The organism is Mesorhizobium sp. 1B3 (genome assembly GCF_050958605.1).
GTDB lineage: Bacteria > Pseudomonadota > Alphaproteobacteria > Rhizobiales > Rhizobiaceae.
Genome location: NZ_JBJHDO010000001.1, coordinates 886,333 through 912,232 on the forward strand (window position 1 = coordinate 886,333; position 25,900 = coordinate 912,232).

A 25,900-nucleotide genomic window follows, 5' to 3' on the forward strand; every position below is an offset into this window, starting at 1 on the left:
ATGAGGAGAACGTATGGACGTTAGGCAGGACACCACAGCCAGCTACCTCAGGAGCCTCGCGGTTCTGGCGGTGCTGATCTTCGCCTTGCTCGGCGTCCTTTCCCCGAGCTTCCTGACTGCCAGCAATCTGAACTCGATGGGCTTCCAGTTCCCCGAGTTCGGCCTGCTGGCCCTGGCGGTGCTCCCCACCATGATCTCCGGCGGCATCGACCTCTCGGTAGTGGCGACGGCGAATCTCGCGTCCATCGTCGCCGCCGTCATCATGAAAGCCGGGCCCGAAACGGCCTGGCTCGCCATTCCGGCCGCTCTCGCCGTAGGGCTGGCCTGCGGGGCGCTGAACGGGTTCCTGGTGGCCTACCTCAGGCTACCCCCCATCCTCGCCACGCTCGGGACCATGCAGCTCTTCTCGGGCATCGGCATTGTCATCACGCGAGGCCCGGCCATCACCGGCCTGCCTGGGTGGTACACCGCCTTCGGCAATTGGTCGATCGGCGGCATCCTGCCGTTGCCGCTGGTCCTGTTCGCCCTTGTCGCCATTGGACTGTCCATTCTTTTGAGGCGCACGCCGGTCGGCCTGCGCCTGCGTCTTTTCGGCGCCAATCCGGTCGCGGCCGGCTTTGCCGGCATCCGCGAGCGCGGCCTGCTCATTCGCATCTATGCTATCGCCGGCTTTATCGCGGCACTGGCCGGCCTGGTGGTCCTGGCGCGGGTCAACTCGGCCAATGCGGATTATGGGTCGTCCTACCTGCTGCTGGTGATCCTGATCAACATCCTCGCCGGCGTCAGCCCCGCGGGTGGCTTCGGCACGGTCACCGGCGTCGTGCTCGCCGTGATCTGCCTGCAATTCATTTCCAGCGGGCTCAACATCCTGTCGTTCAGCGCGTTTTCGCGAGACTTGTTCTTCGGTGGCCTGCTGGTCGCCGTAATGTCGTTGCGTGTCGCGGCCGGGACGTTCAGCCCCGCGGTGCTCTTCCAACGAAAGGCCAAGTCCTCATGAAAGCCCGTCTCCGTTCCCTGCTCGAATCCTTGATGCTGACCCCGGGCCTGTCGGGGCACGAGGATCGCGTGCGCCGGCTCATCGCCAGGGAACTTTCCGATCTTCCGCTGCGGATGCGCGTCGATACGCTAGGCAACCTGATCGCCACGCTGGACGGCGACAAGGGCGCGCCTTCCGTGATGCTCTTCGCGCACACCGACCAGCTCGGCTTCATTGTCCGCAAGATCGAGCCGAACGGCCTTGTCCGCATCGAGCGTCTCGGCGGCATTCCGGAGAAGGCCCTTCCTGCTCAGGCGGTGCTGTTCTGCGTCGGCGAGGGCAGGGACATCCATGGCGTAATCGCCAATAAGAGCCATCACGCCACCCCCGCGGAGGAGAAATACAAGGTCACGCCTTATGCGGAACTCTTCATCGATGTCGGTGCCGAAAGCGCCGAGGAGGTAAGGAAGCTCGGCATCGAGATCGGCACGCCGGTCGTCTACGCTCCCCGCGTCATCCATCTCAACGAGAACAGGGTGATCGGCACGTCGGTCGACGACCGTGCCGGATGCGCGGTGGTGATGGAAGTGGCCCGCCAACTCGCCCAAGGCAGGCAGCGTCCGACCATTCATTTCGTCTTTGCCGTGCTGGAGGAATTCAACCTTCGCGGCGCCATGGTGGCGGCTCAAGCGGTCAAGCCGGACATCGCCATCCAGCTCGATCTGGCGCTCAACTCCGATACGCCGGACATGACCCATCGCGGCGAGGTCCAACTCGGCGGCGGTCCGGCGATCAGCCTTTATTCTTTCCATGGGCGGGGCACGCTCAACGGGACGATCCCGCATCCGGCTTTGCCCAAGCTCTTTTCCGATGCGGCCGAAAAGGAGGGAATCCCCCTGCAGCGTACCGCGCATACGGGCGCGCTGACGGATTCTTCCTATGTGCAGCTCGTCAATGAAGGCGTCGCCTGCATCGATGTCTGCTTCCCCTGTCGCTACACCCACACGGCGCTCGAAATGTGTGACCTGCGCGACCTCGTCGGGCTGACCGAGCTTCTCGTTTCGGCGATCCGCCGCATAGACTCCAACTTCAGCCTCGATCGCGATCTCTACACCTGATGCAACACTATCTCGGTATCGACATCGGGACATTCGAGTCCAAGGGCGTCCTGGTCGACGGGGCCGGGCGGATCGTCGCGACGGCCGCGCGGCCGCACAAGATGCTCGTGCCCCAGCCCGGCTGGGCCGAGCATGACGCCGAACGGGACTGGTGGCTCGAATTCTGCTCGATCAGCAAGGAGCTGATCGCCTCAAGCGGTGTGGCGCCGGCCGCCATCCGCGCGGTCGGCGCCAGCGGCATTGGGCCTTGCATGTTGCCCGTGGACGCCGATGGGAAGCCGCTGATGAATGCGGTGCTCTACGGTGTCGATACCAGAGCAGCGGTCGAGATAGAGGAACTGACGGCCGAGATCGGGGTGGACGAACTGGTCCGCAGCGGGGGCAATGCGCTCACCTCCCAATCCGTCGGTCCCAAGATCCTCTGGCTGAAGAAGAACCGGCCGGAACTCTATGAGAAGACCCACAAGATCCTGAATTCCTCCTCCTTCCTGATCCATCGGCTGACCGGCCGCTACGTCATCGACCACTATTCCGCCTGCAGCTCAAGTCCGCTCTACGATGCGCGCACGCATAGCTGGACCGACCGCTATGCCGAGCGCATCATTGCGCCGGAACGCCTTCCGGATCTGCTTTGGACGACCGAGATCGCCGGCATTGTCAACCAGGCGGCCGCCGATGCGACCGGGCTTGCAGTCGGAACGCCGGTGACGGCGGGCACGATCGATGCGGCTTCGGAGGCCGTCAGCGTCGGTGTGCTGGATACCGGCGAGATGATGATGATGTATGGCTCGACCATGTTCATCATCCTCGTGGCTGACAAACGGGTCGAGGATCCGCGGCTCTGGTATGCGCCGTGGCTCTTCGAGGGGCAGCACGCCTGCATGTCCGGCACCTCGACAAGCGGCACGCTGACGCGCTGGTTCCAGGAACAGTTAGCCCGAGAGCTCAATCCGCAATCGGCATTGCGTGAGCTCGCGGCCGAGGCGGAGACGTCGCCGGCCGGCGCGAACGGCGTGGTCGTCCTTCCCTATTTCTCGGGAGAGCGGACGCCGATCCATGATCCCGCTGCCAAGGGCATGATCTTCGGGCTCGATCTGACCCATAGGCGGGCCGATCTCTATCGCGGCCTTCTGGAAGGCATCGCGTACGGAGTCAGCGACATCATCGAGACCTATCAGGCTGCCGGAGCTCCGCTGCGCAAGATCGCAGCCGTGGGCGGCGGCACCAAGAACCATGTCTGGTCGCAGGCCATTTCCGACGTGACCGGCCGGCGCCAGGCGGTGTGCGCCAGGACGATCGGCGCTGCTTACGGGAATGCGTTCCTCGGAGCCGTAGCGGTCGGCGACGCGAAGCGAGGCGACATCCAGATCTGGAATCCGGTTGAGCGCGACATCGAGCCGGACGCGCGCAACCGGGCCGTCTACCAATCCGGCTATCAAACCTTCAAGCAGCTGTACGCCAGGACGAAAAACTTGACGCACGGGCTTCGGGTTGATCCGCAAAAGCCTGTTTGAACGCCATGGTGGCGGGCAGGGGCATAATCGAAAGGGCAGGAGTAGTATGACATTCAATCTCAAGAAGATGGCCATCAGTGCGGCGCTCGGCGCGTCTCTGCTCGGCAGCGCCGTCGCTTTCTCCAACGCGCAGGACGCCAAGCACACGATCGTGACCGTGGTGAAGCTCTCGGGCATTGCCTGGTTCAATCGTATGGAAGAGGGCGTTAAGCAGTATGCGGCCGACACCGGTCAGAACGCCTCGCAGGTCGGACCGGCTTCGGCGGACGCCGCGCTCCAGGTGCAGATGATCGAGGATCTGATCGCCAAGAAGGTCGATGCCATCACCGTGGTGCCCAATTCTCCGGAAGCGCTCGAGCCGGTGCTGGCAAAGGCCCTTGCCCAGGACATCAAGGTGGTCGGGCATGAAGCTTCGAGCCTGACCAACGTCACCTATGATGTCGAGGCTTTCGACAACGCGGCCTATGGCGAACATCTGATGGAAGCGCTGGCCCAGGCGATGGGCGGCGAGGGTGAATACGCCGTGTTCGTCGGGCACCTCACCGCGAAAACCCACAACGAATGGGTCGACGCGGCGGTCGCTTATCAGAAGCAGAAATATCCGAAGATGAAGCTCGTGACCGACAAGATCGAGAGCAACGAGCAGCAGCAGACCGCCTATCAGAAGACCAAGGAACTGCTGCGCACCTACCCGAACCTTAAGGGTATCCAGGGTTCGGCCGGCGAGGACGTCGTCGGCGCTGCGCTCGCGGTCGAGGAAGCCGGCCTCACAGGCAAGGTCTCGATCGTCGGCACCAGCCTAGTCTCGGTCGCCGGGCCTTATCTGGAGACCGGTGAGATCAACATGATCTCCTTCTGGGATCCGGCCAAGGCAGGCATCGCCATGAACAAGGTGGCGGCCATGGCGATCGAGGGCAAGCCGGTGACCGACGGCATGGATCTCGGCGTCGAGGGCTATAACAAGATCCGCCTGGACGGGAAGGTGATCTACGGTCAGGCTTGGGTCGATGTGACCAAGGACAATATGGGCGACTACGAATTCTAATCTGGGGCCAGCTTAGGCTTGCGGCCGCCGGTCATGGCGGCCGCATCCGGAGAACTCATGACAGAAAAAACAAGCGACAAATCGCCGGTTCTGCAGATGCTCGGCATCCGGAAGGCGTATGGGCGCGTGCGGGTGCTGGAAGATGTCAGCCTCTCTCTCATTCCAGGCGAGGTGCGCTGCCTGGCGGGCGAGAACGGCTCTGGCAAGTCCACCCTGATCAAGGTCCTTTCGGGCGTGATCGCGGCCGATTCCGGAACGGTCGAAATCGCCGGCAAGAGCGGGAGTGATGCCGAGGCGGCCATCGCGGCCGGATTGTCGGTCATCTACCAGGACTTCTCGCTATTCCCCAACCTGTCGGTCTGGGAGAATATCGGCTTTCTCGCTGCCGTCACGGCCGGTGATCGGTTGAACAGGCGCGCATCGCGTCGCGCCCTGGCCATCGACACGTTGAAGCGCATGCAGGTCGAGATCGACCCGGATATGCCCGTCGAGCGCCTGCCGGTCGCTTCGAAGCAATTGGTCGCCATTGCGCGCGCGCTCGCAAACGATGCGCGCATTATCGTCATGGACGAACCGACCACGGCGCTGACCCGCAGCGAAGTGGCACGGCTTCTCGACATCGTGGCGGCGCTTAAAACCCAGGGTGTGGCTTTCCTCTTCGTCAGTCACAAGATCGAGGAAGTCTTTGCCGTCTGCGATTCCGTGACCGTGCTGCGCGATGGTCACGTCGTGGCGGAAGGCCCGATCGAGGAATTCGATCCCACCCGTCTCGTGGAGGCGATGACCGGGCGCTCGATCGACAACCAGCGCCTGCCTCGCCAGGAGATGGCTTCGACCAAGCCGTTCCTTTCCACGCGTGGTCTTGGCCGCCGCGGCGAATTCGCTGATGTGGATATAGACCTGAGGCCAGGGGAGATCGTTTCCGTGGTCGGCCTGCTCGGCTCCGGCCGGACCGAACTGGCGCTGACGCTGTTTGGCTATCTCTCTCCGGATGTCGGGCGCATCGAGATCGACGGCCAGGCCGTGACCTTCGCCAACCAGAACGACGCCATCGACCGTGGCGTCGCCTATGTGCCGGAAGACCGGCTGAGCGAGGGGCTTTTCCTAAGCCAGCCGATCCGCGACAACATCGTCGTGTCGAGCCTGGAAAAGGACACGGTCGCGGGGCTGATCGATACAGCCAACCTTATGCGGCGCGCTCGCGACGCGGTGAAGAAACTGCGTATCAAGACACCGGACGTGGCGCCTTCCGTGGCGACGCTCTCGGGCGGCAACCAGCAGCGGGTTGTCCTGGCGCGCTGGATGGAACGCAGTCCGAAATTGATGATCCTGAACGGTCCGACCGTCGGCGTCGATGTGGGATCCAAACGCGAGATCCATGAATTGCTGGTGACGCTCAGCCGCAGTGGAACCGCCATCATGGTGGTCACTGACGACATCGGCGAGGCGATAGCTCTTTCCGACAAGGTCCTGGTGATGGTTCGCGGCCGGATCACCGGCAGCTTCGAGGCGGCGCAGATCGACGAAGACCGCCTTTACGATGAGGTCGTCAAGGAGGGTCGGTCATGAATTCGCGTCTTTCCCGGCTTCTTGCAACGCCCCAGGGCGTGGTCTTCATGACTGCGCTGACCTTCGCCATCGTGCTTGGCTTCCTGAACCCCGCCTTCTTCTCTGCCGCCAGCCTGATCGACATCCTGCGCAATTCGCTGGTGACCGGCATCTTCGCGCTCGGCGTGATGATGGTTCTGGCTTCCGGCGGAATCGACGTCTCCTGCACCGCGATCGGCGCCTTCTCGATGTATGCCACGATGAAGATCGTGCTCGGCCTAGATGTCGATGTGCCGATCTTCGGCTTCTTCCTGCTCAGCGCCCTGATCGGAGCGGGGCTCGGCTTGTTCAACGGCCTGCTGATCGGCGGTCTCGGCCTGCCGACCCTGATTGTGACGCTCGGCACGTTGAGCCTGTTCCGCGGCGCTCTTCTTACCTTCCTCGGGACCACCTACATTACCGCCGTTCCGCGGGAGATCATCTCCTTCTCCCGGCAGGTCCTTGTGCGTCTGGAGAATGCCGCCGGTCAGATGGTGTCGCTGCCGAGGTCGTTCCTGGTTTTCGCCGGTATCGCGGCGGTCGTCGCCATCGTCATGAATCTCACCTTGTTCGGGCGGAAGATCTACGCGATCGGCGGATCGGAAGAGGCGGCGGAACGCATCGGAATCAAGATCAAACAGGTCAAGGTGATGATCTACGTGCTGGCCGGTGCGATCGCCGGGCTCGCAGGGATGACCCATGTCACGCTTTCGCGCATGGCCAATCCCTTCGATCTCGTCGGCATGGAGCTCAATGTCATCGCCGCGGTCGTCCTGGGCGGCGCCCGCATCACGGGCGGGCATGGGACGGTGACGGGCACATTGCTCGGCGTCTTCGTTATCACCATGATCAACACGACTTTGCTGATGGCTGGTGTTCCGTCTTTCTGGCAGAAAGTGGTAATCGGCTGCCTCATCGTCGTGGGCACGGGCCTGCCGATCGTCATAGAACGCGTCTCCCGGCATCGCGAACGCATCGCGCGGCCGCTCGGCGTCTGAGCTCGGAGGAGTATGAGCAATGAAGAAGATCCTGAACAACCCCGCCGACTACGTCGATGAGATGCTCGAGGGCATGGTGGCGGCGCATCCCGAGTACTACGCCCAACCCGTACCTCGTGTGATCGCGCGCGCTGCCGGTGCGACGAAGGGCAAGGTGGGTATCGTTACCGGCGGCGGGTCCGGCCATTTGCCTGTTTTTACCGGCTATGTCGGGAAGGGACTGCTCGACGCCTGCGCGATCGGCAACGTCTTCGCCAGCCCATCGGCAGAGCAGATGGCCGAAGCGATCCGGGCGGCGGATGGAGGCGCCGGCGTGTTGAGGCTCTACGGCAACTATGGCGGCGATGTCATGAACTTCGACATGGCCGGCGAGATGGTTGAGATGGAGAACGACATCCGCACCACGACGGTGGTGCTCGCAGACGACGTTGTTTCCGCCCCGAAGGAGGAGGCCGTCAAGCGTCGCGGAGTGGCTGGCATGGTCTACGCGTTCAAGATCGCCGGTGCCCATGCCGAGACCGGCGCCGATCTCGACGACGTGACCCGCGTTGCCCAGAAGGCGGCGGACGCCTGCCGCTCCATCGGCATGGCGCTCACGCCCTGCACCATTCCCCAGGCGGGCAAGCCGACCTTCGAGATCGGCGAGAGCGAGATGGAGATGGGCATGGGCATCCATGGCGAGCCGGGCATCTGGCGCGCCGAGATCCGCCCCGCCGACGCCATCGCCGACGAGATGGTCGGGCGCCTGCTTGAAGACCAGCCCGTCGTCAAGGACGATCGCATCTCGATCCTGGTGAATTCACTCGGCGCGACGCCGGTCGAAGAGCTGTACATCCTTTACCGCCACGCCAAGAAGCTTCTCGACAGGATCGGCGTGGAAATCGTCATGCCGCTGGTCGGGCGCTACGCAACCTCGATGGAGATGACCGGCGCCACCATCACCATCATCAAGCTGGACGACGAACTCGAGCGGCTCCTCCAAGCGCCGGCCGAATGTGCGTTCTGGCGGGTGTGAAGCAAGATGACGATCGACAGCACAACGCTCTCAGGCGCCCTCGGCCGCATCGCGGCCAAAACGGCGGATGCGTCGGCCGAGCTTTGCGCGGCCGACGGCGCGCTCGGAGACGGTGATCTCGGCATCACCGTCTCGAAAGGATTTTCCGAGGCTGCGGTGGCGACCCTTCCCCAGGATTTCGGCATGGCGCTGCTCGAAATCGCCAAGGTCTTTCAGCGCGTTTCGGCCTCATCTTATGGCACACTCGTTGCCACCGCCTTTATGGCGGCGGCCAAGGCAACCAAGGGCAAGAGCTCAATCGACGCCGCGGAGATCCCCGGACTTATGGTCGCGGCACGCGACGCCATGATGGCCCGGGGCAAAGGGTCGCTCGGCGACAAGACAGTCCTCGACAGCGTCGATGCCATCGCAAGGGCAATCGACGGGGCTTCTCCCGAGACGATGATCGGCAAGGCAGTTACGGCCGCACGCGATACGGTGGAAGAGTACAAGACGAAGCCCAATAAGCTCGGGCGCGCACGGATGTTCGGCGAGAAGAGCATCGGTCTCGTCGACCCCGGCCAGCTGGCGTTGCTGCGCATCGTGGAAGGCTTGTGAAGAGCCATGCCGGCGAATCGCCGGCGTGACAGCTATTTCCCCCGATCCTCGCCTCGGCATTGGTCTTCTCCCTTGACAGGGAGGGGCTGGGACCATCATTTCGGGCACGCTGAAACGATCGGGAAATCATGCTGACCGCCAACGAAAAACCGCCATTGACGATCCGGCTCTGCCAGCCGCGCGGTTTCTGCGCCGGTGTCGATCGTGCAATCCAGATCGTGGTTCTGGCACTCAAGAAGTACGGTGCGCCGGTTTATGTGCGCCATGAGATCGTGCACAACCGATACGTCGTCGAAGGGCTTCAGAACCTCGGCGCAGTCTTCATCGAGGAACTCCATGAGATTCCGGCGGAGCATCGCGACTGCCCTGTGGTGTTTTCCGCCCACGGCGTGCCGAAGTCTGTGCCGCAGGACGCCGCGGCCCGCAATCTCTTCTATCTCGACGCTACATGCCCGCTCGTTTCGAAGGTGCACAAGCAGGCGATGCGGCATCAGCGCCTTGGCCGCCACGTGCTTCTGATCGGCCATGCCGGCCACCCCGAAGTGATCGGGACGATGGGCCAACTGCCCGAAGGGGCGGTGACGCTGATCGAGACCGAGGCCGACGCACTGCATTTCGAGCCGACCGGCCCGGCCTCGCTCGGCTTCGTCACCCAGACGACGCTGTCGGTTGAAGATACCGCCGGCATTATCCGAGTGCTCCGGGAAAGATTCTCCGAGATCCAGGCGCCTGCGGCCGAATCGATATGCTACGCGACGACCAATCGGCAGGAAGCGGTGAAGGAGACGGCTTCCGGCGCCGATCTTTTCCTTGTGGTCGGAGCGCCCAATTCCTCCAATTCGCGGCGCCTCGTCGAGGTGGCCGAGCGGGCGGGCGCCAAGATGTCGCTCCTCGTACAGCGTGCCTCCGAGATCCCATGGGATGACATCGGGGACATTTCGGTACTCGGACTCTCGGCTGGAGCTTCCGCGCCGGAGATCATCGTCGATGAGATCATCGAAGCCTTCCGCGACCGCTTCGCCGTCACGCTCGATCTTGCCGTGACGGCGACCGAAACGGAGAATTTCCCCGTGATGCGGGTGTTGCGCGACATTGATCTCACGGCCGCGGACATGGCCTTCGTCAACGGAACGCACTAGCGATGGCCGTCTATACCGACATTTCCGAGAGCGAGCTGATCGCCTTCCTCGGAGCCTACGACATCGGTGAGCTCCTGTCCTACAAAGGGGTTGCCGAGGGCTCGGAGAACTCGAATTTCATCATGCATACCTCCGGCGGCACCTATCTGCTGACGCTTTACGAGAAGCGCGTCGATGCGGCCGACCTGCCGTTTTTCCTGGGGCTGATGCAGCACCTCGCGCAGAAAGGCATTTCCTGCCCGTTGCCGGTGCATCGTCGCGACGGCGGCGTGATTGGTGAACTCGCCAGCCGCCCCGCGGCCGTGATCACCTTCCTGGAAGGCATGTGGCCGCGCCGCCCGACGGTCACGCATTGTCGAGAGGTCGGCAAGGCGCTGGCCGGCCTGCATCTCGCCGGTGCGGATTTTCCCTTGCAGCGACGCAACGCCCTGTCGATCGACGGGTGGCGCAAGCTTTGGGACGCGGCGCGGCCGCGTGCCGATGAGGTCGAGTCCGGGCTCGCGGCGGAAGTCGACGCGGACTTCGCCGAATTATCGGCGAAATGGCCCGCCGATCTTCCATCCGGGGTGATTCATGCCGATCTTTTTCCGGACAACGTCTTCTTCCTTGGCGAGCGGCTGTCGGGGCTGATTGACTTCTATTTCGCCTGCAACGACCTCTTTGCATATGATCTCGCGACTTGCCTCAACGCCTGGTGCTTCGAGAAGGACCACGCTTTCAACCTGACCAAGGGAACGGCGCTGCTGGCGGGCTATCAGAGCGTGCGGCCGCTACGCGCCGAGGAGGCCGAGGCTTTACCTATACTGGCTCGGGGGTCAGCCCTGCGGTTCATGCTCACCAGGCTTTATGACTGGCTGACAATTCCTGACGGTGCGCTGGTGCTGAAGCGGGATCCGCTCGAATATGTCAGGCGCCTGCGCTTCCATCGCAGCATCGCCTCTCCGTCCGAACTGGGTGTCGAAGCACGATGAAATCGGTCGAGATCTTCACCGATGGCGCCTGTTCAGGAAATCCCGGACCGGGAGGCTGGGGCGCGATCCTGCGCTATAAGGGCAAGACCAAGGAACTTTCTGGAGGCGAGCCTGAAACGACCAACAATCGCATGGAGTTGATGGCGGCGATCCAGGCTCTCGGCGCCTTGAAGGAGCCGTGCAAGATCGACTTCTATACCGACAGCAACTACGTCAAGGACGGCATCGGCGGCTGGATCGAAGGTTGGAAGCGCAACGGCTGGAAGACTGCGGCGAAGGCCCCGGTGAAGAACGCCGAACTGTGGCGGGCGCTCGATGAAGCGCGCAAACGCCACGAGGTGACGTGGCACTGGGTGAAGGGGCACGCCGGCCATCCCGAGAACGAGCGGGCGGACGAGCTTGCCAGGCTCGGCATGGCACCGTTCAAGAAGAAGGTTAAGAAGGTCCAGGCGCCTGAAGGATAAGGGGAGGTGTGGCGCTCACTCGGACACGCAAAGGCTGCGCTGTCCTTCGCAACGGCCCGTCAGCCCGAAAATAGCATCCGATTTTCGGGCTGAGACAAAGGGATCGCCACTCGGCTTTGGGGTCAGAGCTGCTCCAGGATCCGCGCCGCGCCGGAGACGACCGCCTGGCCCGGCGCATCCTCGATATTGAGCGCAGTCACCTTGCCGTCCTCGATGATCATCGAAAAGCGTTTGGAACGCAGCCCAAGACCGCCTGCGCTGAGGTCCGTGTCGAGACCGACCGACTTGACGAAATCGCCGCTGCCGTCTGCAAGGAAAAGGATCTTGTCCTCCCCGCCGGTGAAGCGAGCCCAGGCGCGCATGACGAACTGGTCGTTCACGGCGACGACGGCGATCTGATCCACGCCCTTGGCCAAGATGGCATCGTGGTTCTCGAGATAGCCAGGCAGGTGATTGTTGCTGCAGGTCGGAGTGAAGGCGCCCGGCACGCCGAATAACACCACCTTCTTTCCCGCAAAGACTTCGTCCGTGGTGGCGCTTTTCACGCCGTCATCCGTGGCGATCTTGAAAGTGGCTGCGGGGAGCTTCTCGCCGATGGCTATGGTCATGGTCGCCCTGCTTTTGGTTCGGGGTTGGATTCGCAATCAGCCATAACGGTTGGGGCCCGATCAGATCAAGTTGCATCAGTCGGTTTCCACGTTGTGCCGGGGGCCGGGTTTCGCACAAGCTCAACCTGCTCTGACCATGCTCCGAACCGCAAGACTGCAATCGCCCCGAACGTCAGGGGAACGGCAAGGTTCCGTCTACCGAGCCGCTGTCAGTCACGAGCGTGTAGTGGAGGGCCCCTTCGGCAGGGGCGGTTGCCGGCCGCTCCTGGATTGGCACGGAGAAGAGAATTTTTCCGTCCTTCTCCTGCCCCTCCGGTATGCCGAAAACATAGCCATGCTCGCTGGCGATGAAGAGATCGGCATGGCGGGCTTGATCGGGAAGCCTCGCTTCGACGACGAGCATGCTCGGATCCGATCTCAGCTTGAACAAGCCGAATTCCGGATTTGCGGGCAAAGGAAGGGCTGCGAGTGCAGCCTGAACGACGGCAGCGTCCGCAGCATCGTTGCGATCGCTTGCGGGGTCGACAGTCAATTGCCCCTGCACTGGGATGCAGATCGTCTCACACACGCCCAGGAAGATTTTAGCTTCGATCTTCGCTGGTTCCGCCGGCGCCTTCACGATGAACGTTACGGGAAGAGTGACTGAATGCTTATAGCCTGCCCATCTGGCATAACCATCGTCGAAACGTTCCGGGGCCGGGAAGGAAAGTTCGGCGGAAGCTATATTGGGGCTTGCTGAAACGTCGAGACTTGGCGGCACGCCGGACCCGCCCGGATCCCGCCAGTAGGTTTTCCAGCCCTGCTTCAGATCTATCTCAAGGGCACCGCTCAGCGCCCCCTGGCCGTCCGGCACGCCGCTCGTCACCAGCCTCACTCTGCCCCCGTCCGTTTCCAGCCAGGCACTGGAAGCGGCGAGCGAGCTTGCCGGCGATGCGATCGCTATGAAGGCCGCAATCAGTAACACGTCACGCATAGCGGCCATTTGAAGCCCGATCGGCCATTGGACAATCTGGAACATGGCGACTTCGCCTTCATTTTTGCGTGAAGCCTCGGGTCCGTCTTCGAAGGAAAACGTGTCTTTCAAGTCAAGTGAAAAAGAGCTAGTTTTACGAATGGACCTTTTGCGGCGGAAAAGGGCTGCGTCGAGGCGCGGCTTCCTAGATGATCAGTTCCTCATCGCCATGCCCGGCATGAAGGACGACAGGTTCGCTCGCTCCGTCATCTATGTCTGTGCCCACAGCGAGGAGGGCGCGATGGGCCTGATCATCAACCAGGTCCAGCAGATGCGCTTTCCCGACCTTTTGGTCCAACTCGGCATCATGAACGAGCAGGAAGCCATCAGGCTGCCTTCGACGGCACGCGACTTCATGATCCGCAATGGCGGTCCCGTCGACCGTAGTCGCGGCTTCGTCCTGCACTCTCACGACTATACGGTGGAATCGTCTATGCCGGTGTCCGAGGATGTTTGTCTGACGGCCACCGTCGACATATTGAGAGCGATCTCGACCGGCCGCGGTCCCCGGCACGCGCTGATGGCGCTTGGCTATGCGGGTTGGGGGGCCGGCCAGCTCGAAAGCGAGATCGCCGAGAACGGCTGGCTGACCTGCCCGGCCAATGTCGACCTGCTGTTCGACAGCGACATCGAGCGCAAATACGATCGTATCCTTGCCTCGATCGGCATCGATCTGGCCCGTCTCAGCCAGAGTGCCGGTCACGCCTGAGCAACAGGATATTGCTCCTTAACAACCTTGAGAACCGCGTCTGCCGCCATCGGCGCTCCGAACATGTAGCTCTGTACGTACTCGCAGCCCATCTGTCTTAGCTGCAAGGCATCGTGCTCGTCGGCAATGCCCTCCGTCACCACGGAGAGGCCGAGTTCGTGCGCCATATTGATCATCGACTTCAGCAGCACGTCACGCTTGGGCGACGTGTCGTCCAAGAAACTCTTGTCGATCTTGATCGTGTCGAAGGGAAAGCGCGTGAGATAGGAAAGGGATGAATAACCCGTGCCGAAATCGTCCAGGGAAAGGCCGACTCCGAGCTGCTTGAGTTTCGCCAGGACGTGGGCCGATTGCTCGGGATTGTCCATCACCAGGGATTCGGTGAGTTCGAGACGGAAGCAGCGGGGCTTGATGCCGGCTCGCGCGACGACCGAGCGCACGTCGCTTACGAGGTCGCGGCGGATCAATTGCCGGCTGGAAAGATTGACCGACATCGATAGGGGAATGTCGCCGACCTGCTGCTGCCAGTTCGCAAGATCATCCGCCGCCCGCTGCATGGCGAAGAGACCGAGTGGAACGATAAGCTCGCAATTTTCGGCGACCGGGATGAAATCCGACGGCGGGATGATCCCGCGCCGCGGGTGGTCCCAGCGTATCAATGCCTCGAAGCCGGCGATGGTGCGATCCTCCAACCGGACGATCGGTTGATAGGCGAGCGTGAACTCCTTGCGCTCGACCGCGCGCCTCAGGTCGGATTCGAGCTGAAGGCGGTCAGTGCCGACCGAGCGGAATGCGGGGCGGAACGGCTCGATGCGGTCGCCGCCGAAGCGCTTGGCCTGATGCATCGCAAGAGCTGCATCCTTGACCATGTCTTCGGCCGTTATCTGGGAATCCGTCCAGGTCAGCAGACCGATTGAGGCGGTCAGCACGATCTCGCGCTTGGCGAAGGTGATAGGAGCACGGATCGCCTGCTTCGCAGCGTCTGCGACCGCGGCGATCCGCGCGGGATCCTGTTCGGACAGCAGCATCATCGCGAACTGGTCGCCAGCGATGCGCGAGAGGGCGTCACGGGGCTTGAGCAGCCGGTTCAAGCGCCGGGCAATTGTGAGCAGGATCGTGTCGCCTGCGGAGATTCCCAGGCCGTCATTGACCTGTTTGAAGCGGTCGATGTCGATGACGAAGACCGTCGGCCGCAGCTTGTCCTCGGAGCGGGCGACGGCGATCATGCCTTCCAGCCGGTTGAGGAAAAGCTCGCGGTTGGGCAGGCCGGTCAGATTGTCGTGGACGGCATCGTGCAGCAACCGTTCCTCGGCCTTCTTCTGCTCGGTGACGTCGACGAGCGTGCCGACACAGCGGATGACCTCGCCGTCGGAACCGACGACGGGGCGCGCGCGCAGGGAAAACCAGTGATAATGGCCGTCGGAACCGCGCAGCCTGAGGTTCTGGGCGATGCGGCCGCGGCGATGTTCGAGCACCACGTCAAGAGTGGTGCGGAAGGTGTCGCGATCGTCGCTATGGAGCACAGGAAGCCAGTTGCGCGCCGCGCCAGTCAGCGCATTGGGCTCCAACCCAAGCTGCAGGCTTACGTCCGGCCGGGTCACCACCCGGTCGCGCAGGACGTCCCAATCCCAAACGATGTCACCGGACCCGGTAATCGCCAGCGCCTGACGTTCCATGTCGCTGAACAGGCCCTGGTGGAGAGCGCCGCCCGCAAAGGCGTGCTGCATCACAGTGAAACCGATCAGAAGGATGATCAGGATCAGCCCTCCGCCGAGTGCAGGCTGCACGACGTCGTTGTTGAGCATGCCGGTGACGGCCATCCAGGAACCGCCGAGCCAGACGAGTACCATCAACCAGCTGGGAACCAGCATGATGGCACGGTCGTATCCCTGCGCTCCGAGATAAGCGATCAGGCCGATGCCAAGGATGCCGGTCGTGGCGAAGGACAATCGCGCGATACCTGCAGCCACTGCCGGGTCGATGACCGCGATGCCGGCGATCAGCACAAGCCCCAGCATCCAGGCAAGCACGCCGTAGCTGAAGTGGCCGTGCCAACGATTAAGGTTGAGATACGTGAAAAGGAAGACGACCAAGGTTGCGGCCAAGCCCAGTTCGGCACCGGCCCGCCAGATCTGCTCGCTGCCGGGAGAGACTTCGATGACTTTGTTCAGGAAACCGAAGTCAATGCAGATATAGGCAAGAACCGCCCAGGCGAGAGCTGCGGTCGCCGGGAACATCGACGTTCCCTTGACGACGAACAGAATGGTGAGGAACAGGGCCAGGAGGCCGGCGATGCCAATGACGATGCCACGGTACAAGGTATAGGAGTTGACCGTGTCCTTGTACGACTCCGGTTCCCAGAGATAGACCTGCGGCAGCTTGGGCGAGGCGAGTTCGGCCACGAATGTAATGACCGCCCCGGGATCGATCGTGACCCGGAATACATCGGCGTCGGGGCTCGTCTGCCGATCGAGCGCAAAACCTTCGCTGGGAGTTATCGCGGCAATCCGGCTCGCGCCGAGGTCGGGCCAGAAGATACCGGAATTCGCCAGGCGAAAATGCGGCGCGACGATCAGCCGATCGAGCTGCTGGTCCGTCGTGTTGGCAAGCGCAAAAACCGCCCAATCGCCGGTCGAGCGGGCGTCGTTGGCCTCCACCTCGATCCGTCGCACAATGCCGTCAGGGCCTGGCGCCGTCGAGACTTGGAAATTTTCGCCCTGATTCCGATGGATTTCGACTGCACCGGACAGATCGAGCGCGACGTCGTCGCGAGAGATTCGGATCGGTTCGATGGCGAAGGCGGAGGGCACGGCCAGAACTGTTGCGATTGCCGCCAGGGCAAGCGCCAACACCATGCGCGTGCGAAAGAGAATTGCCAAAAAATCAGCCCCGTTTGGTGACGCCCCGATCGCCCTCGATCAAGGCGTAGAGATAGTGGTCCTGCCAGCTTCCGTTGATCCTGAGATAGGATCGTAAAAGTCCTTCGCGCCGGAATCCGGCTTTTTCAAGCACACGTGTCGAACGCACATTGTCGGGAATACAGGCTGCCTCTATCCGGTGCAACCGAAGCGTATTGAACGCATAGGGAACCAGCAGCCTGATGGCATCGAGCATATAGCCTTGGCCAGCGTAACGCTCGCCGATCCAATAGCCGATCTGACCGGTCTGGGCCACGCCGTGGCGTATGTTGCCGAGCGTAATGCCGCCTATCAGTTTGCCATCCTTGTTGCCGAAGATGAGGAAGGCCACTGCCGTGCCGGAAGCGAAGTCTTCGCGATAGCGGCGCAACCGTTGCCGCCACGCGCTCCGATCCAGTTCGTCAGGAGACCAGCGAGGCTCCCAAGGCTCGAGAAAACGCCGGCTTTCATCACGCAATGCGGCCCATTCGCGATAGTCGGTCGCTACGGGAAACCGAAGATTTACCCGCTCCCCCTTGAGCGCCGGCGGATCTCGGCGAAGGAAGGAAAGCGAGAGCATTGGCCCTTGCTTCTAGACGGCCAGCTTGCGCAGGGCCGGGTTTGCATTCGGAAGCGCATCACGGATCGTTTCGTAGGCCGCGAGCGCCCCGACCGGGCCGACTGCCGCGATCGTCGGCTTTGTGGAGAACAAACGTGAGGAGAGATCGGTGAGCCGTTCGACGGTAAGATTCGAGAGGCGCTCCACCAGTTCCGGCATCGGAATTGGACGGCCGAACAGCAGGAGCTGCCGGGCTATCTGAGAGGCGCGGCTTGCGGCGCTTTCGGCGGACATGACAAGGCCAGCGCGATATTGCGCGCGGGCCCGGTTGAGTTCCTCGATCGAGATCGATTCGCCGGTTTTTTGCAGTTCAGCAATGATGACCGGAACGAGCTCGGCGACGTCGCCCGGACCAGTGGCGGCATGAACGCCGAAAATACCGGTGTCCGAGAAACCCCAATGGAAAGCGTAGACCGAGTAGCAGAGGCCACGCTTCTCTCGCACTTCCTGGAACAACCGCGATGACATGCCGCCGCCCAGGATCATCGACAGAACCTGCGAGGCGTAGAAGTCGCGCACATGGTAGGCGCGGCCCTCGAAGCCCAGCACGATCTGCGCGTCCATGAGATCACGGTCCTCGCGATAGTCGCCGCCGACATAGTTTGCGTATTGTGGGATGACCCCCTCCGCCCTGGAGCGAAAGGCGCCTAGCCGCTTCTCCACCTCACGAACGAATTCGTCATGCTTCACGTCTCCTGCCGCGACGACGACCATGCGGTCTGCACCGTACTGGCGTTCCATGAAGGAATGGAGTTGCTTGGAGGTGAAGGACTTTACCGTTTCCGGGGTGCCCAGAATGGAGCGGCCGAGAGTCTGGTGGCGGAAGGCGGTCTCCGTGAAGCGGTCGAAAACGATATCGTCCGGCGTGTCGTGGGCGGCGCCGATCTCCTGTAGGATGACGTGTTGCTCGCGCTCGAGCTCGCTCGGGTCGAAAAGGGATCCGGTCAGGATATCGGCCAGTATGTCTATGGCAAGTGGCACGTCCTCGGACAGCACCCGAGCGTAGAACGACGTCGTCTCCACGCTGGTCGCGGCATTGATCTCGCCACCGACATTCTCGATCTCTGAGGCGATCTGCCAGGCGCTGCGTCTTTCCGTTCCCTTGAACGCCATGTGCTCGAGCAGATGGGCGATGCCGTGCTCGTCATCGCGCTCGTTGCGTGATCCTGACTTGACCCACACGCCGAGCGCTACGGATTCGATATGTGGAAGAGTTTCGGTGGCGACCGTCAGGCCGTTCGACAGACGGCTTACCTCAACACCCATATAGGAATAACTCCCTAAATCACTGTCCGCGCATGGCGGTTTATGTGATCTTCCACCATTTTTAGCTCCGATGGAAGCACCGTGAACTTCTCTTGTCGCGTCATCAGATCGCCGAACCAGTCGGGAAGGGCCGGAGAAACACCGCAGGCCGCCTCGACCGCAGCCGTGAACTTGGCGGGATGAGCCGTGGAGAGGACGACCATAGGCGTTGCCGTCGCGGCGTTGGCGCGCGCGACATGAACGCCCGCAGCTGTGTGCGGATCGATGACGAGGCCCGTGGATCTCAGCGTGTCACGGATCGTCCCGCCGACGTCGTCGATCGAAGCGCGTCCAGCGGAAAATTCGTGACGAATGGCTTCCAGAACCTTCGCGTCGAGCGTGAAACTGCCCGATTGCTTCAGGCTCGCCATGTAGCGCCCTACCGTCGCCGCATCCCGTCCCGAAGCCTCGAAGAGCAGTCGCTCGAAATTCGACGAGACCTGGATGTCCATGGATGGTGACGTCGTTTCGACCACACGGCGGGTCTCGTATGTCCCGGTGGCCAGCGTCCGCGCTAGGATATCGTTGTCGTTTGTGGCGATCACCAGCCGCTCTATTGGCAGGCCCATGCGCTTGGCCGCATAGCCGGCGAAGATGTCACCGAAGTTGCCCGTCGGCACCGTGAAGGAAACAGGCCGCTCCGGCGCGCCGAGCGACAAGGCCGACGAGAAATAGTAGACGATCTGGGCCATGATGCGTGCCCAGTTGATCGAGTTCACGCCCGCCAGCGCTACGCGGTCGCGGAACGCATGGTCATTGAACATGTCCTTGACCAGCGCCTGGCAGTCGTCGAAATCGCCTTGGATCGCCAGCGTGTGCACGTTCGATGCCTTGGATGTCGTCATCTGGCGCTGTTGAACGGGCGATACGCGGCCATGCGGGAAGAGGATGAATATGTCGGTGCGCTCGCGTCCCGCGAAAGCCTCGATCGCTGCTCCTCCTGTATCACCGGATGTGGCGCCTGCTATCGTGGCGCGCCTGCCTTGCTGTGCCAGCACATGGTCCATCAGCCTCGCCAGGAGCTGCATCGCCACATCTTTGAAGGCGAGCGTGGGGCCGTGGAAAAGCTCGAGCATGAAGCTGTTCGGCCCGATCTGGACGATCGGGCAAACCGCCTCGTGACGGAAGGTGGCGTAGGCCTCGCGCACAATACGGGCGAAGGTATCGTGGTCTATTTCGCCGCCGACGAAAGGGGTGAGCAGCCGGACCGCCAGATCCTGGTAGGAGAGACCGCGCATGGCGCGGATTTCGTTTGCCGAAAAACTCGGCCATTGCCGCGGGACATAGAGTCCCCCATCGCGAGCGAGGCCTGCAAGCAGTGCCTCGGAGAAGCCCAGGTCCGGAGCGCCGCCCCGCGTACTGACGTATTCCATCACTACCTTTCCGTCACAGCAGCGCGTCGACTCTTCTCAAAAAAGTGCCAGCAGGAAGAGCGCCGTAGTCGCATTTTCGCCGTGCCGTTGCTATAGACGCCCCACTCGTGACAGGGAAGTGCAGTTGATGGGGACTCATTTGAACCACAGGCGTTTTTTGCTCGGTTTGGGATTTTCGGGCTTTATCCTCGCCGTCGCGGGTTGCCAGGCGAGCGACACAACGGCCAAGATTTCGGACGTCAACGGCGGCCAGTTGCAACCGCCTCCGGCGAAGATCCAGGAGAGCGAACTGAGGGCTTATTGCCCGGCGGTCACGCTGCGGGACGGCACCGCGGTTCTCAGGACCTATGCCAAAGGCGGCCAGGACGATCCTCAGAAGCTCGCCTATCAGGCGTCGATCTCCGATGTTACGCGTAGCTGCGCGCGCAGCGACACGCAAATGACGATCAACGTGGCCGCCGCGGGTCGGGTCGTCACGGGGCCGGCTGGGGCAGCCGGCGCCGTGACCTTGCCTATTCGCATCGTGGTCGTTCGCGGCGAAGAAGTGCTCTACAGCCAGTTGCATAAGCACCAGGTCAATATCACGAACCCTTCCGCGGCGACGCAATATGTCTTCAACGACCCCAACGTCGTGATTCCACTTCCAGAACCCGGCACGATCCAGGTCTTCGTCGGCTACGACGAAGGTCCGCCCTCCAAGCAGAGGTAAGTTTCAGGCATTTCGGATCTGAAAGCGGTCCGATCGCGCGATGCGGCCGCTTCTCATGCGATACGCATGGCATCCCGTCAGGCGTCCGACCACTCGGACAGTGCCGCGAGGACGCCCTTGAGGTCGGCCCAACGGCGAATAACCGTCTCGGCGCCGGCGTCGGTCAACACATCGGCATGCCCGGGATAGCTGTGGGAGGCCCCGGTGAAGCCGATGACACGCATCCCGGCTGCCTTGGCGCCTTGGATTCCGTGCACGGAATCCTCCAGCACGAAGGTCCTGCGCGGATCTGCGCGGAGCGTTGTCGCGGCATGGAGGAAGACATCCGGCGCCGGCTTCGGCCGGCGGGTGGGCGTCTCCTTGGCAGAGAATATCCGTCCTTCGAAAAGCGGCTTCAGGCGCGTCCTTGTCAGCATCGCATCAAGGCGATGCGCGCTCGAATTGGAACAGATGCAACGCTGCGTCGTCACGGCGGCGACAGCCTCATGCACCCCCTCGATGGCCAGCACTTCCGTCGCGAGCCTATGGTCGTTGATCTTCTCGGCCCTGTCGATGAGCGACGACTGAAGCGGAATATTGGCCTTTTCCTCGATGCGCAGGAGAATGTCCTTGAAGGTCAGTCCGGCATAGGTCTCCGCAAGCTCCGCGGCCGAAATCGGATAGCCGGCCTCTGTGAGGAGGTCCGCCTCGACCCGGGAGGCGATGATCTCGGAATCGACGAGCACGCCGTCGCAATCGAAGATGACAAGGTCTGTCTGAGTCATGGCAATCCGTAGGGAAGGAGAGTGGAGAGGGCACAAGGAGCTTCGCCCAGGCAGGGGGGACATACACGATCATGGCCCGAACCTCAAATTTCACCAAATCTTTACCTCGTCCGGTAACCATAACGATCAGTGAATCGTAACGCGTATCTCGGGTGTCCCGCATGTCTGCCCTGCGTCTTTCCAACGAATTATCCGAATTTTCCGTACAGCCGGAGTGGTTGGATACGATCATCAAGGGCGATTGTGTCGCGGCGCTCAACAAGCTCCCGGAAAAGTCGATCGACCTGGTCTTCGCCGACCCCCCGTACAATCTCCAACTCGAGGGCGAGTTGCATCGTCCCGATCAGTCGAAGGTGGACGCCGTCGATGACGATTGGGACCGCTTCGACAGCTTCGAGGCTTACGATGCCTTCACTCGCGCGTGGCTGCTGGCTGTCCGTCGGGTGCTGAAGCCCACGGGCACGATATGGGTGATCGGATCCTACCACAATATTTTCCGCGTCGGCGCGACGATGCAGGATCTCGGCTTCTGGATCCTCAACGACATCGTGTGGCGCAAGACCAACCCGATGCCGAATTTCCGTGGGCGCCGCTTCCAGAACGCGCATGAGACCATGATCTGGGCGTCGCGTGACCGGCAGGCCAAGGGATACACGTTCAATTACGACGCCATGAAGGCAGCCAATGACGACGTGCAGATGCGCTCCGATTGGTTGTTCCCGATCTGCACGGGTGCCGAACGGCTGAAGGACGAGAACGGCGACAAGCTGCATCCGACCCAGAAACCGGAGGCTCTTCTTGCCCGGGTGATGGCTGCCTCCACCAAACCTGGGGACGTGATCCTCGATCCGTTCTTCGGTTCAGGCACGACGGGCGCGGTGGCACGTCGCCTCGGCCGCCATTTTGTGGGCGTCGAGCGTGAACAGGCCTATATCGACGCGGCTGCCGAACGGATCGCCTCGGTCAAGCCGCTCGAAGCCGAACAGCTGACGATTCTGTCCGGAAAGCGCGCGGAGCCTCGTGTCGCCTTCGTCAGCCTCATCGACGCGGGCCTGATGACGCCTGGCACCAAACTCTACGACGCCAGGAAACGGTGGATGGCCACTGTACGTGCCGACGGAACCCTTGCCGCGGGACACGCGTCCGGCTCCATCCACAAGGTTGGCGCTGAGGTGCAGGGGCTCGATGCCTGCAACGGCTGGACCTTCTGGCACTACGAAAGACATGGCGGTCTCACGCAGATCGACGAACTGCGCCGCATAGCACGCGTCGGCATGCAGCGGGCGGGCGCCTGAGTATTAGCCTTTCCTCCGGTTAGGGCCTGATTCCATAACGCTCGAGGTCAGTCTCCAGCGTTATGGCATCCGTGAAGCAGACGGCATGCCAACCCGCCTCCCGGGCGCCTTCGACATTCCTGGGGCTGTCGTCGATGAAGATCGTGGCCGAAGGGTCGAGGCCGAAGCTTGCCGCATGGTGGTCGTAGATTTCGCGATCCGGCTTGATCATGCGCACGTCGCCCGAGACGGTGACGCCGCGCGGGCGTTCGAGGAAAGGGTAGCGCCGCCTTGCTTCGAGGAAAGTGTCCGAGGCGAAATTGGTCAGCATGGTCACATCGTAGCCCGCCTCTATCAACTCGAGCATCAGCGCAACGCTGTCGTCATAGGAGTGAGGAACCATCTCATGCCAATGGCGGCGGAAGTTGCGTATGTTTTCCGCATGGTTGGGATATTCGGTGATGAGCAGGCTCTCCGCTTCCTCCCACGTCCTGCCGCGATCCTGTTCGATGTTCCAGTCGGAGGTGCAGACATTGGCGAAGAACCAGCGTCGTTCTTCCGGGTCGGGGATCAGCCGGCTGAAGGGCAGATCGGGATCGTAGTGAATCAGCACCCGGCCGATATCGAAGACGATGTGACGGATCTCGCTCATGAATGCCCTTTCTGCCTGCTCGACAACGTTTTCGTCGCGCCGGGTATGGCAGCTTCGATTGCCTTTTTCATGACAGTCGGCAACGCCTCGTTGTGGAGGTCCGCCAACTGGGCCCACCAATGTCCCGCAGGCGCGGGACTCGGTCCGGTTTCGGCCATGTAGACCAGCAGTTCCAAGGCGAAATGGGTGAAGATGTGGGTGATGCTGCCGACCTTTCGCCACTGCGCGGGAAAAGGAGCGCTGCCGGTCGTCGTGTCACCGTCGGTTCGTGCCGTCCAACCTGTGGTCGGCACTTCGCTCATGCCGCCGAGCAATCCGCTTGCAGGACGTTTGCGCAACAGGATCGCTCCATCGCGCACCGCGACGAAGGCTGCGCCGACGCGCTGTGGCTTCTCGGCCTTCGGCGCTTTCACCGGGTAGAATTCGGGGTCGCCGGCGGTAAGCGCGGTGCAAGCGTCATTCAGGGGGCACAGCATGCAGGACGGCCGGCGCGGTGTGCAGATAGTGGCTCCGAGGTCCATCATCGCCTGCGCGAAATCTCCCGGCCTGTCCGCCGGCACATGCTGCCGAACGAAGTCCTTGATCGCAGACTTGGCTTCCGGGAGCGGCGTCGCTATGGCACGCAAACGCGTCACCACACGCTCCACATTGCCGTCGACCACGGCCGCCGGCCGGCCGAACGCAATGGCCGCGATGGCGGCAGCGGTGTAGTTCCCGATACCGGGCAGGCGCCGCAACCCGTCTTCCGTGTCGGGAAACCGGCTGCCATGATCCGAAGCCAGGAGATCCGCGCATTTCTTGAGGTTGCGGGCGCGCGAATAATAGCCGAGCCCGGCCCAGGCCCTGAGCACGTCATCTTCCGAGGCGGCGGCGAGTGATCCCGCATCGGGCCATTTTTCCAGGAATGTCCGGAAGTAAGGCTTGACCGCTTCCACTGTCGTCTGCTGGAGCATGACCTCTGAAAGCCAGACGCGATAGGGATCCGGCCGCCGGCCTGTGGCGGCAGCACTTGGAGAGACCCGCCAGGGCAACTCGCGGTGGTGCTTGTCGTACCAGGCAAGCAGTGGCGGGGCGATTCCTGCGCTTTCGATGATGTAATCAGGATGTTTTGCGGCTACCATCGAGCGCTGACAGGCCTTTTCGAGGAGTTGGAGTTGTTGGGGTTCTCCTCATGACAGGGAAAGTTTGGGGCGGCAATCCCACCGCCGTGAGCGACATCGCGACGCAGATACTGGATCCGGTGCTGCGTAAGCGCGCGGGCATATCGATCGGCCTCGTCCAATCCTGGGAGGAGATCGTAGGGCCGCGGCTTGCTCCGCGTACCCGGCCCGAGAAAATCTTGTGGCCGCGCCGTCTGAGCGATGACGATCCGTTCGAACCAGCGGTGCTGGTGATCGCCTGCGACGGTCTCGCGGCCCTTCATGTGCAGCACGAGACGGGCGAGATCATCGGCCGCGTGAACGCCTTCCTGGGTTTCTCGGCCATTGGCAAGGTCCGGGTCGTGCAGAAATCGATAGCCCCCGGCCCGCAAAAGCCCAAGCGCAGTCTGCGCCCTCTCTCCGACATGGAGAAAAGGAAGGTCGCCGGCTCTGTCGCGAAGATAGAGGACGAGGGACTTCGAGCGTCTCTGGAGCGTTTGGGAGCGACTGTCCTCGGTGCCCGGAAATAGGTCCCATTCTCGCGCTAAGTTGATTACCCGCTGGGTTTTTCGTCATTGGCATGCGAAACGACATGCCTTAATTCGCGCCAACTCTCGCTTTTTCGTGCTTTTCGATTGCACAATCCACCCATCGTCAGGTGATTCGATGACCCCTATCGTTCCGCGTCGTTCCGTTCTCTTCTCCCTGGTCGCCATCCCGGCGGCGATGACGCTTGCCGCCTGCAGCGATTCCGGCGACGAGGCCAGGGCCGAAGGGCAGGCGCCGGCGGATGCGGCGAAGCCGGCGCAGTCGAGCGTCGAGGCACCGAAGGCCGCGGGCACAGTGGATGCCACCAAGCTCATGGAGGCCGGACCTCTGCCGGAGAAGAGCCTCGGCAAGGAAGACGCGCCTGTCACCATCGTCGAATATGCCTCGATGACCTGCCCGCATTGCGCGCATTTCCATGAAACGACGCTGCCCGAGCTGAAGTCCAAATATATCGATACAGGCAAGGTGCGGCTGGTTTTCCGCGAGTTCCCCTTCGATCCGCGCGCAGAAGCCGGCTTCATGCTCGCCCGTTGCTCGAACGACAACTATTTCCCGATGATCGAGGTGCTGTTCAAACAGCAGGAAAGCTGGGCGGCGGTGCAGAATGCTCGCGACGCACTTCTCCAGATCGCAAAACTTGCCGGTTTTTCACAGGAGTCCTTCGAAGCCTGCTTGACGGACCAGAAGCTTCTGGACGAAGTGAGGGCTGTGCGCGAGCGTGGCGCGAAAGATTTCGGCGTGGATTCAACCCCGACCTTCTTCATCAATGGGGCCAGATATCCCGGAGCAATGTCCATTGCGGAATTCTCGGCGATCATCGATCCCCTGCTGTAGTTTGCTTCTGTTCCTCGCGGGGGAGGGAAGCT

25 protein-coding genes are annotated in these 25,900 nt (G+C 62.2%); 16 read left to right on the forward strand and 9 right to left on the reverse strand.

What is annotated here, in order from left to right; all coding sequences use genetic code 11:
- The first annotated feature begins 13 nt into the window (after positions 1-13).
- The 11 genes from ACCO56_RS04210 (at position 14) to rnhA (ending at position 11,424) form a co-directional block, all read left to right on the forward strand.
- Positions 14-997, forward strand: coding sequence for an ABC transporter permease (locus tag ACCO56_RS04210; RefSeq protein WP_433637913.1), 984 nt, complete (start codon positions 14-16; stop codon positions 995-997).
- A complete protein-coding gene (locus ACCO56_RS04215; protein ID WP_433637915.1) occupies positions 994-2,094 on the forward strand; it encodes a M42 family metallopeptidase in 1,101 nt (366 codons plus the stop codon). The genes ACCO56_RS04210 and ACCO56_RS04215 overlap by 4 nt, the downstream gene beginning before the upstream one ends.
- Entirely contained in the window at positions 2,094-3,608 is a 1,515-nt protein-coding gene (locus tag ACCO56_RS04220) for an FGGY-family carbohydrate kinase (RefSeq protein WP_433637916.1), read from the forward strand. Before ACCO56_RS04215 ends, ACCO56_RS04220 begins: the two co-directional genes overlap by 1 nt.
- A gap of 46 nt (positions 3,609-3,654) precedes the next feature.
- The gene (locus ACCO56_RS04225; RefSeq protein ID WP_433637918.1) at positions 3,655-4,653 is read left to right on the forward strand and encodes an autoinducer 2 ABC transporter substrate-binding protein; all 999 of its coding nucleotides are present in this window, start codon (positions 3,655-3,657) and stop codon (positions 4,651-4,653) included.
- A 57-nt stretch (positions 4,654-4,710) separates the two neighbouring features.
- Positions 4,711-6,222, forward strand: coding sequence for a sugar ABC transporter ATP-binding protein (locus tag ACCO56_RS04230; RefSeq protein ID WP_433637920.1), 1,512 nt, complete (start codon positions 4,711-4,713; stop codon positions 6,220-6,222).
- The gene (locus ACCO56_RS04235) at positions 6,219-7,238 is read left to right on the forward strand and encodes an ABC transporter permease (protein ID WP_433637921.1); all 1,020 of its coding nucleotides are present in this window, start codon (positions 6,219-6,221) and stop codon (positions 7,236-7,238) included. The genes ACCO56_RS04230 and ACCO56_RS04235 overlap by 4 nt, the downstream gene beginning before the upstream one ends.
- Before the next feature lie 19 nt (positions 7,239-7,257).
- Positions 7,258-8,253 carry a dihydroxyacetone kinase subunit DhaK gene (locus tag ACCO56_RS04240; protein ID WP_433637922.1) on the forward strand — a complete coding sequence of 332 codons (996 nt, stop codon included), beginning with the start codon at positions 7,258-7,260 and terminating at the stop codon, positions 8,251-8,253.
- A 6-nt stretch (positions 8,254-8,259) separates the two neighbouring features.
- Complete coding sequence (locus ACCO56_RS04245; protein ID WP_433637925.1) at positions 8,260-8,850, forward strand: dihydroxyacetone kinase subunit L; 591 nt, start codon at positions 8,260-8,262, stop codon at positions 8,848-8,850.
- Between the two features lie 128 nt (positions 8,851-8,978).
- Positions 8,979-9,989, forward strand: a complete 1,011-nt coding sequence (gene ispH, locus ACCO56_RS04250; RefSeq protein WP_433637926.1) for a 4-hydroxy-3-methylbut-2-enyl diphosphate reductase — start codon at positions 8,979-8,981, stop codon at positions 9,987-9,989.
- Positions 9,990-9,991: 2 nt separating this feature from the next.
- Positions 9,992-10,960: a homoserine kinase gene (locus ACCO56_RS04255; RefSeq protein WP_433637927.1), complete on the forward strand. Its 969-nt coding sequence runs from the start codon at positions 9,992-9,994 to the stop codon at positions 10,958-10,960.
- Positions 10,957-11,424, forward strand: coding sequence for a ribonuclease HI (gene rnhA / locus ACCO56_RS04260; protein ID WP_433637929.1), 468 nt, complete (start codon positions 10,957-10,959; stop codon positions 11,422-11,424). The genes ACCO56_RS04255 and rnhA overlap by 4 nt, the downstream gene beginning before the upstream one ends.
- A gap of 122 nt (positions 11,425-11,546) precedes the next feature.
- Here rnhA and ACCO56_RS04265 read toward each other — a convergent pair whose 3' ends face one another.
- Positions 11,547-12,032 (reverse strand): peroxiredoxin, encoded by a 486-nt coding sequence (locus ACCO56_RS04265; protein WP_433637930.1) that lies wholly within the window; start codon positions 12,030-12,032, stop codon positions 11,547-11,549.
- 172 nt (positions 12,033-12,204) lie between these two features.
- Entirely contained in the window at positions 12,205-13,050 is an 846-nt protein-coding gene (locus ACCO56_RS04270; protein ID WP_433637932.1) for a protein-disulfide reductase DsbD domain-containing protein, read from the reverse strand.
- Between the two features lie 94 nt (positions 13,051-13,144).
- On the opposite strand from ACCO56_RS04270, the gene ACCO56_RS04275 reads away from it, so the two are divergent.
- On the forward strand, positions 13,145-13,753 hold the full coding sequence (locus ACCO56_RS04275; protein WP_433637935.1) for a YqgE/AlgH family protein: 609 nt from the start codon (positions 13,145-13,147) through the stop codon (positions 13,751-13,753).
- Here ACCO56_RS04275 and ACCO56_RS04280 read toward each other — a convergent pair.
- Genes ACCO56_RS04280 through thrC form a run of 4 tightly spaced genes read right to left on the reverse strand, consistent with a single transcriptional unit; the run spans position 13,744 to position 19,947 of the window.
- Positions 13,744-16,608 (reverse strand): EAL domain-containing protein, encoded by a 2,865-nt coding sequence (locus ACCO56_RS04280; protein ID WP_433638337.1) that lies wholly within the window; start codon positions 16,606-16,608, stop codon positions 13,744-13,746. The two genes, ACCO56_RS04275 and ACCO56_RS04280, sit on opposite strands and share 10 nt — an antisense overlap.
- 28 nt (positions 16,609-16,636) lie before the next feature.
- Complete coding sequence (locus ACCO56_RS04285; RefSeq protein WP_433637937.1) at positions 16,637-17,230, reverse strand: GNAT family N-acetyltransferase; 594 nt, start codon at positions 17,228-17,230, stop codon at positions 16,637-16,639.
- A 12-nt stretch (positions 17,231-17,242) separates the two neighbouring features.
- Positions 17,243-18,535, reverse strand: coding sequence for a M16 family metallopeptidase (locus tag ACCO56_RS04290; RefSeq protein WP_433637938.1), 1,293 nt, complete (start codon positions 18,533-18,535; stop codon positions 17,243-17,245).
- 14 nt (positions 18,536-18,549) lie between these two features.
- On the reverse strand, positions 18,550-19,947 hold the full coding sequence (gene thrC, locus ACCO56_RS04295; protein ID WP_433637939.1) for a threonine synthase: 1,398 nt from the start codon (positions 19,945-19,947) through the stop codon (positions 18,550-18,552).
- A gap of 127 nt (positions 19,948-20,074) precedes the next feature.
- On the opposite strand from thrC, the gene ACCO56_RS04300 reads away from it, so the two are divergent.
- The gene (locus ACCO56_RS04300) at positions 20,075-20,656 is read left to right on the forward strand and encodes a hypothetical protein (protein ID WP_433637940.1); all 582 of its coding nucleotides are present in this window, start codon (positions 20,075-20,077) and stop codon (positions 20,654-20,656) included.
- 77 nt (positions 20,657-20,733) lie between these two features.
- Here ACCO56_RS04300 and ACCO56_RS04305 read toward each other — a convergent pair whose 3' ends face one another.
- On the reverse strand, positions 20,734-21,420 hold the full coding sequence (locus ACCO56_RS04305) for an HAD family hydrolase (RefSeq protein ID WP_433637942.1): 687 nt from the start codon (positions 21,418-21,420) through the stop codon (positions 20,734-20,736).
- Between the two features lie 161 nt (positions 21,421-21,581).
- Here ACCO56_RS04305 and ACCO56_RS04310 point away from each other — a divergent pair, with 161 nt between their 5' ends.
- Positions 21,582-22,715 (forward strand): site-specific DNA-methyltransferase, encoded by a 1,134-nt coding sequence (locus ACCO56_RS04310; protein WP_433637944.1) that lies wholly within the window; start codon positions 21,582-21,584, stop codon positions 22,713-22,715.
- Between the two features lie 19 nt (positions 22,716-22,734).
- Here the strand turns inward: ACCO56_RS04310 and ACCO56_RS04315 are convergent, their stop codons facing one another.
- A complete protein-coding gene (locus tag ACCO56_RS04315) occupies positions 22,735-23,346 on the reverse strand; it encodes an HAD family hydrolase (protein WP_433637946.1) in 612 nt (203 codons plus the stop codon).
- Positions 23,343-24,467 carry an A/G-specific adenine glycosylase gene (mutY, locus tag ACCO56_RS04320; protein WP_433637948.1) on the reverse strand — a complete coding sequence of 375 codons (1,125 nt, stop codon included), beginning with the start codon at positions 24,465-24,467 and terminating at the stop codon, positions 23,343-23,345. Before mutY ends, ACCO56_RS04315 begins: the two co-directional genes overlap by 4 nt.
- Before the next feature lie 50 nt (positions 24,468-24,517).
- On the opposite strand from mutY, the gene ACCO56_RS04325 reads away from it, so the two are divergent.
- A complete protein-coding gene (locus ACCO56_RS04325) occupies positions 24,518-25,015 on the forward strand; it encodes a DUF721 domain-containing protein (RefSeq protein WP_433637949.1) in 498 nt (165 codons plus the stop codon).
- A gap of 136 nt (positions 25,016-25,151) precedes the next feature.
- Positions 25,152-25,868, forward strand: a complete 717-nt coding sequence (locus ACCO56_RS04330; RefSeq protein ID WP_433637950.1) for a DsbA family protein — start codon at positions 25,152-25,154, stop codon at positions 25,866-25,868.
- The last annotated feature ends 32 nt before the right edge of the window (positions 25,869-25,900 follow it).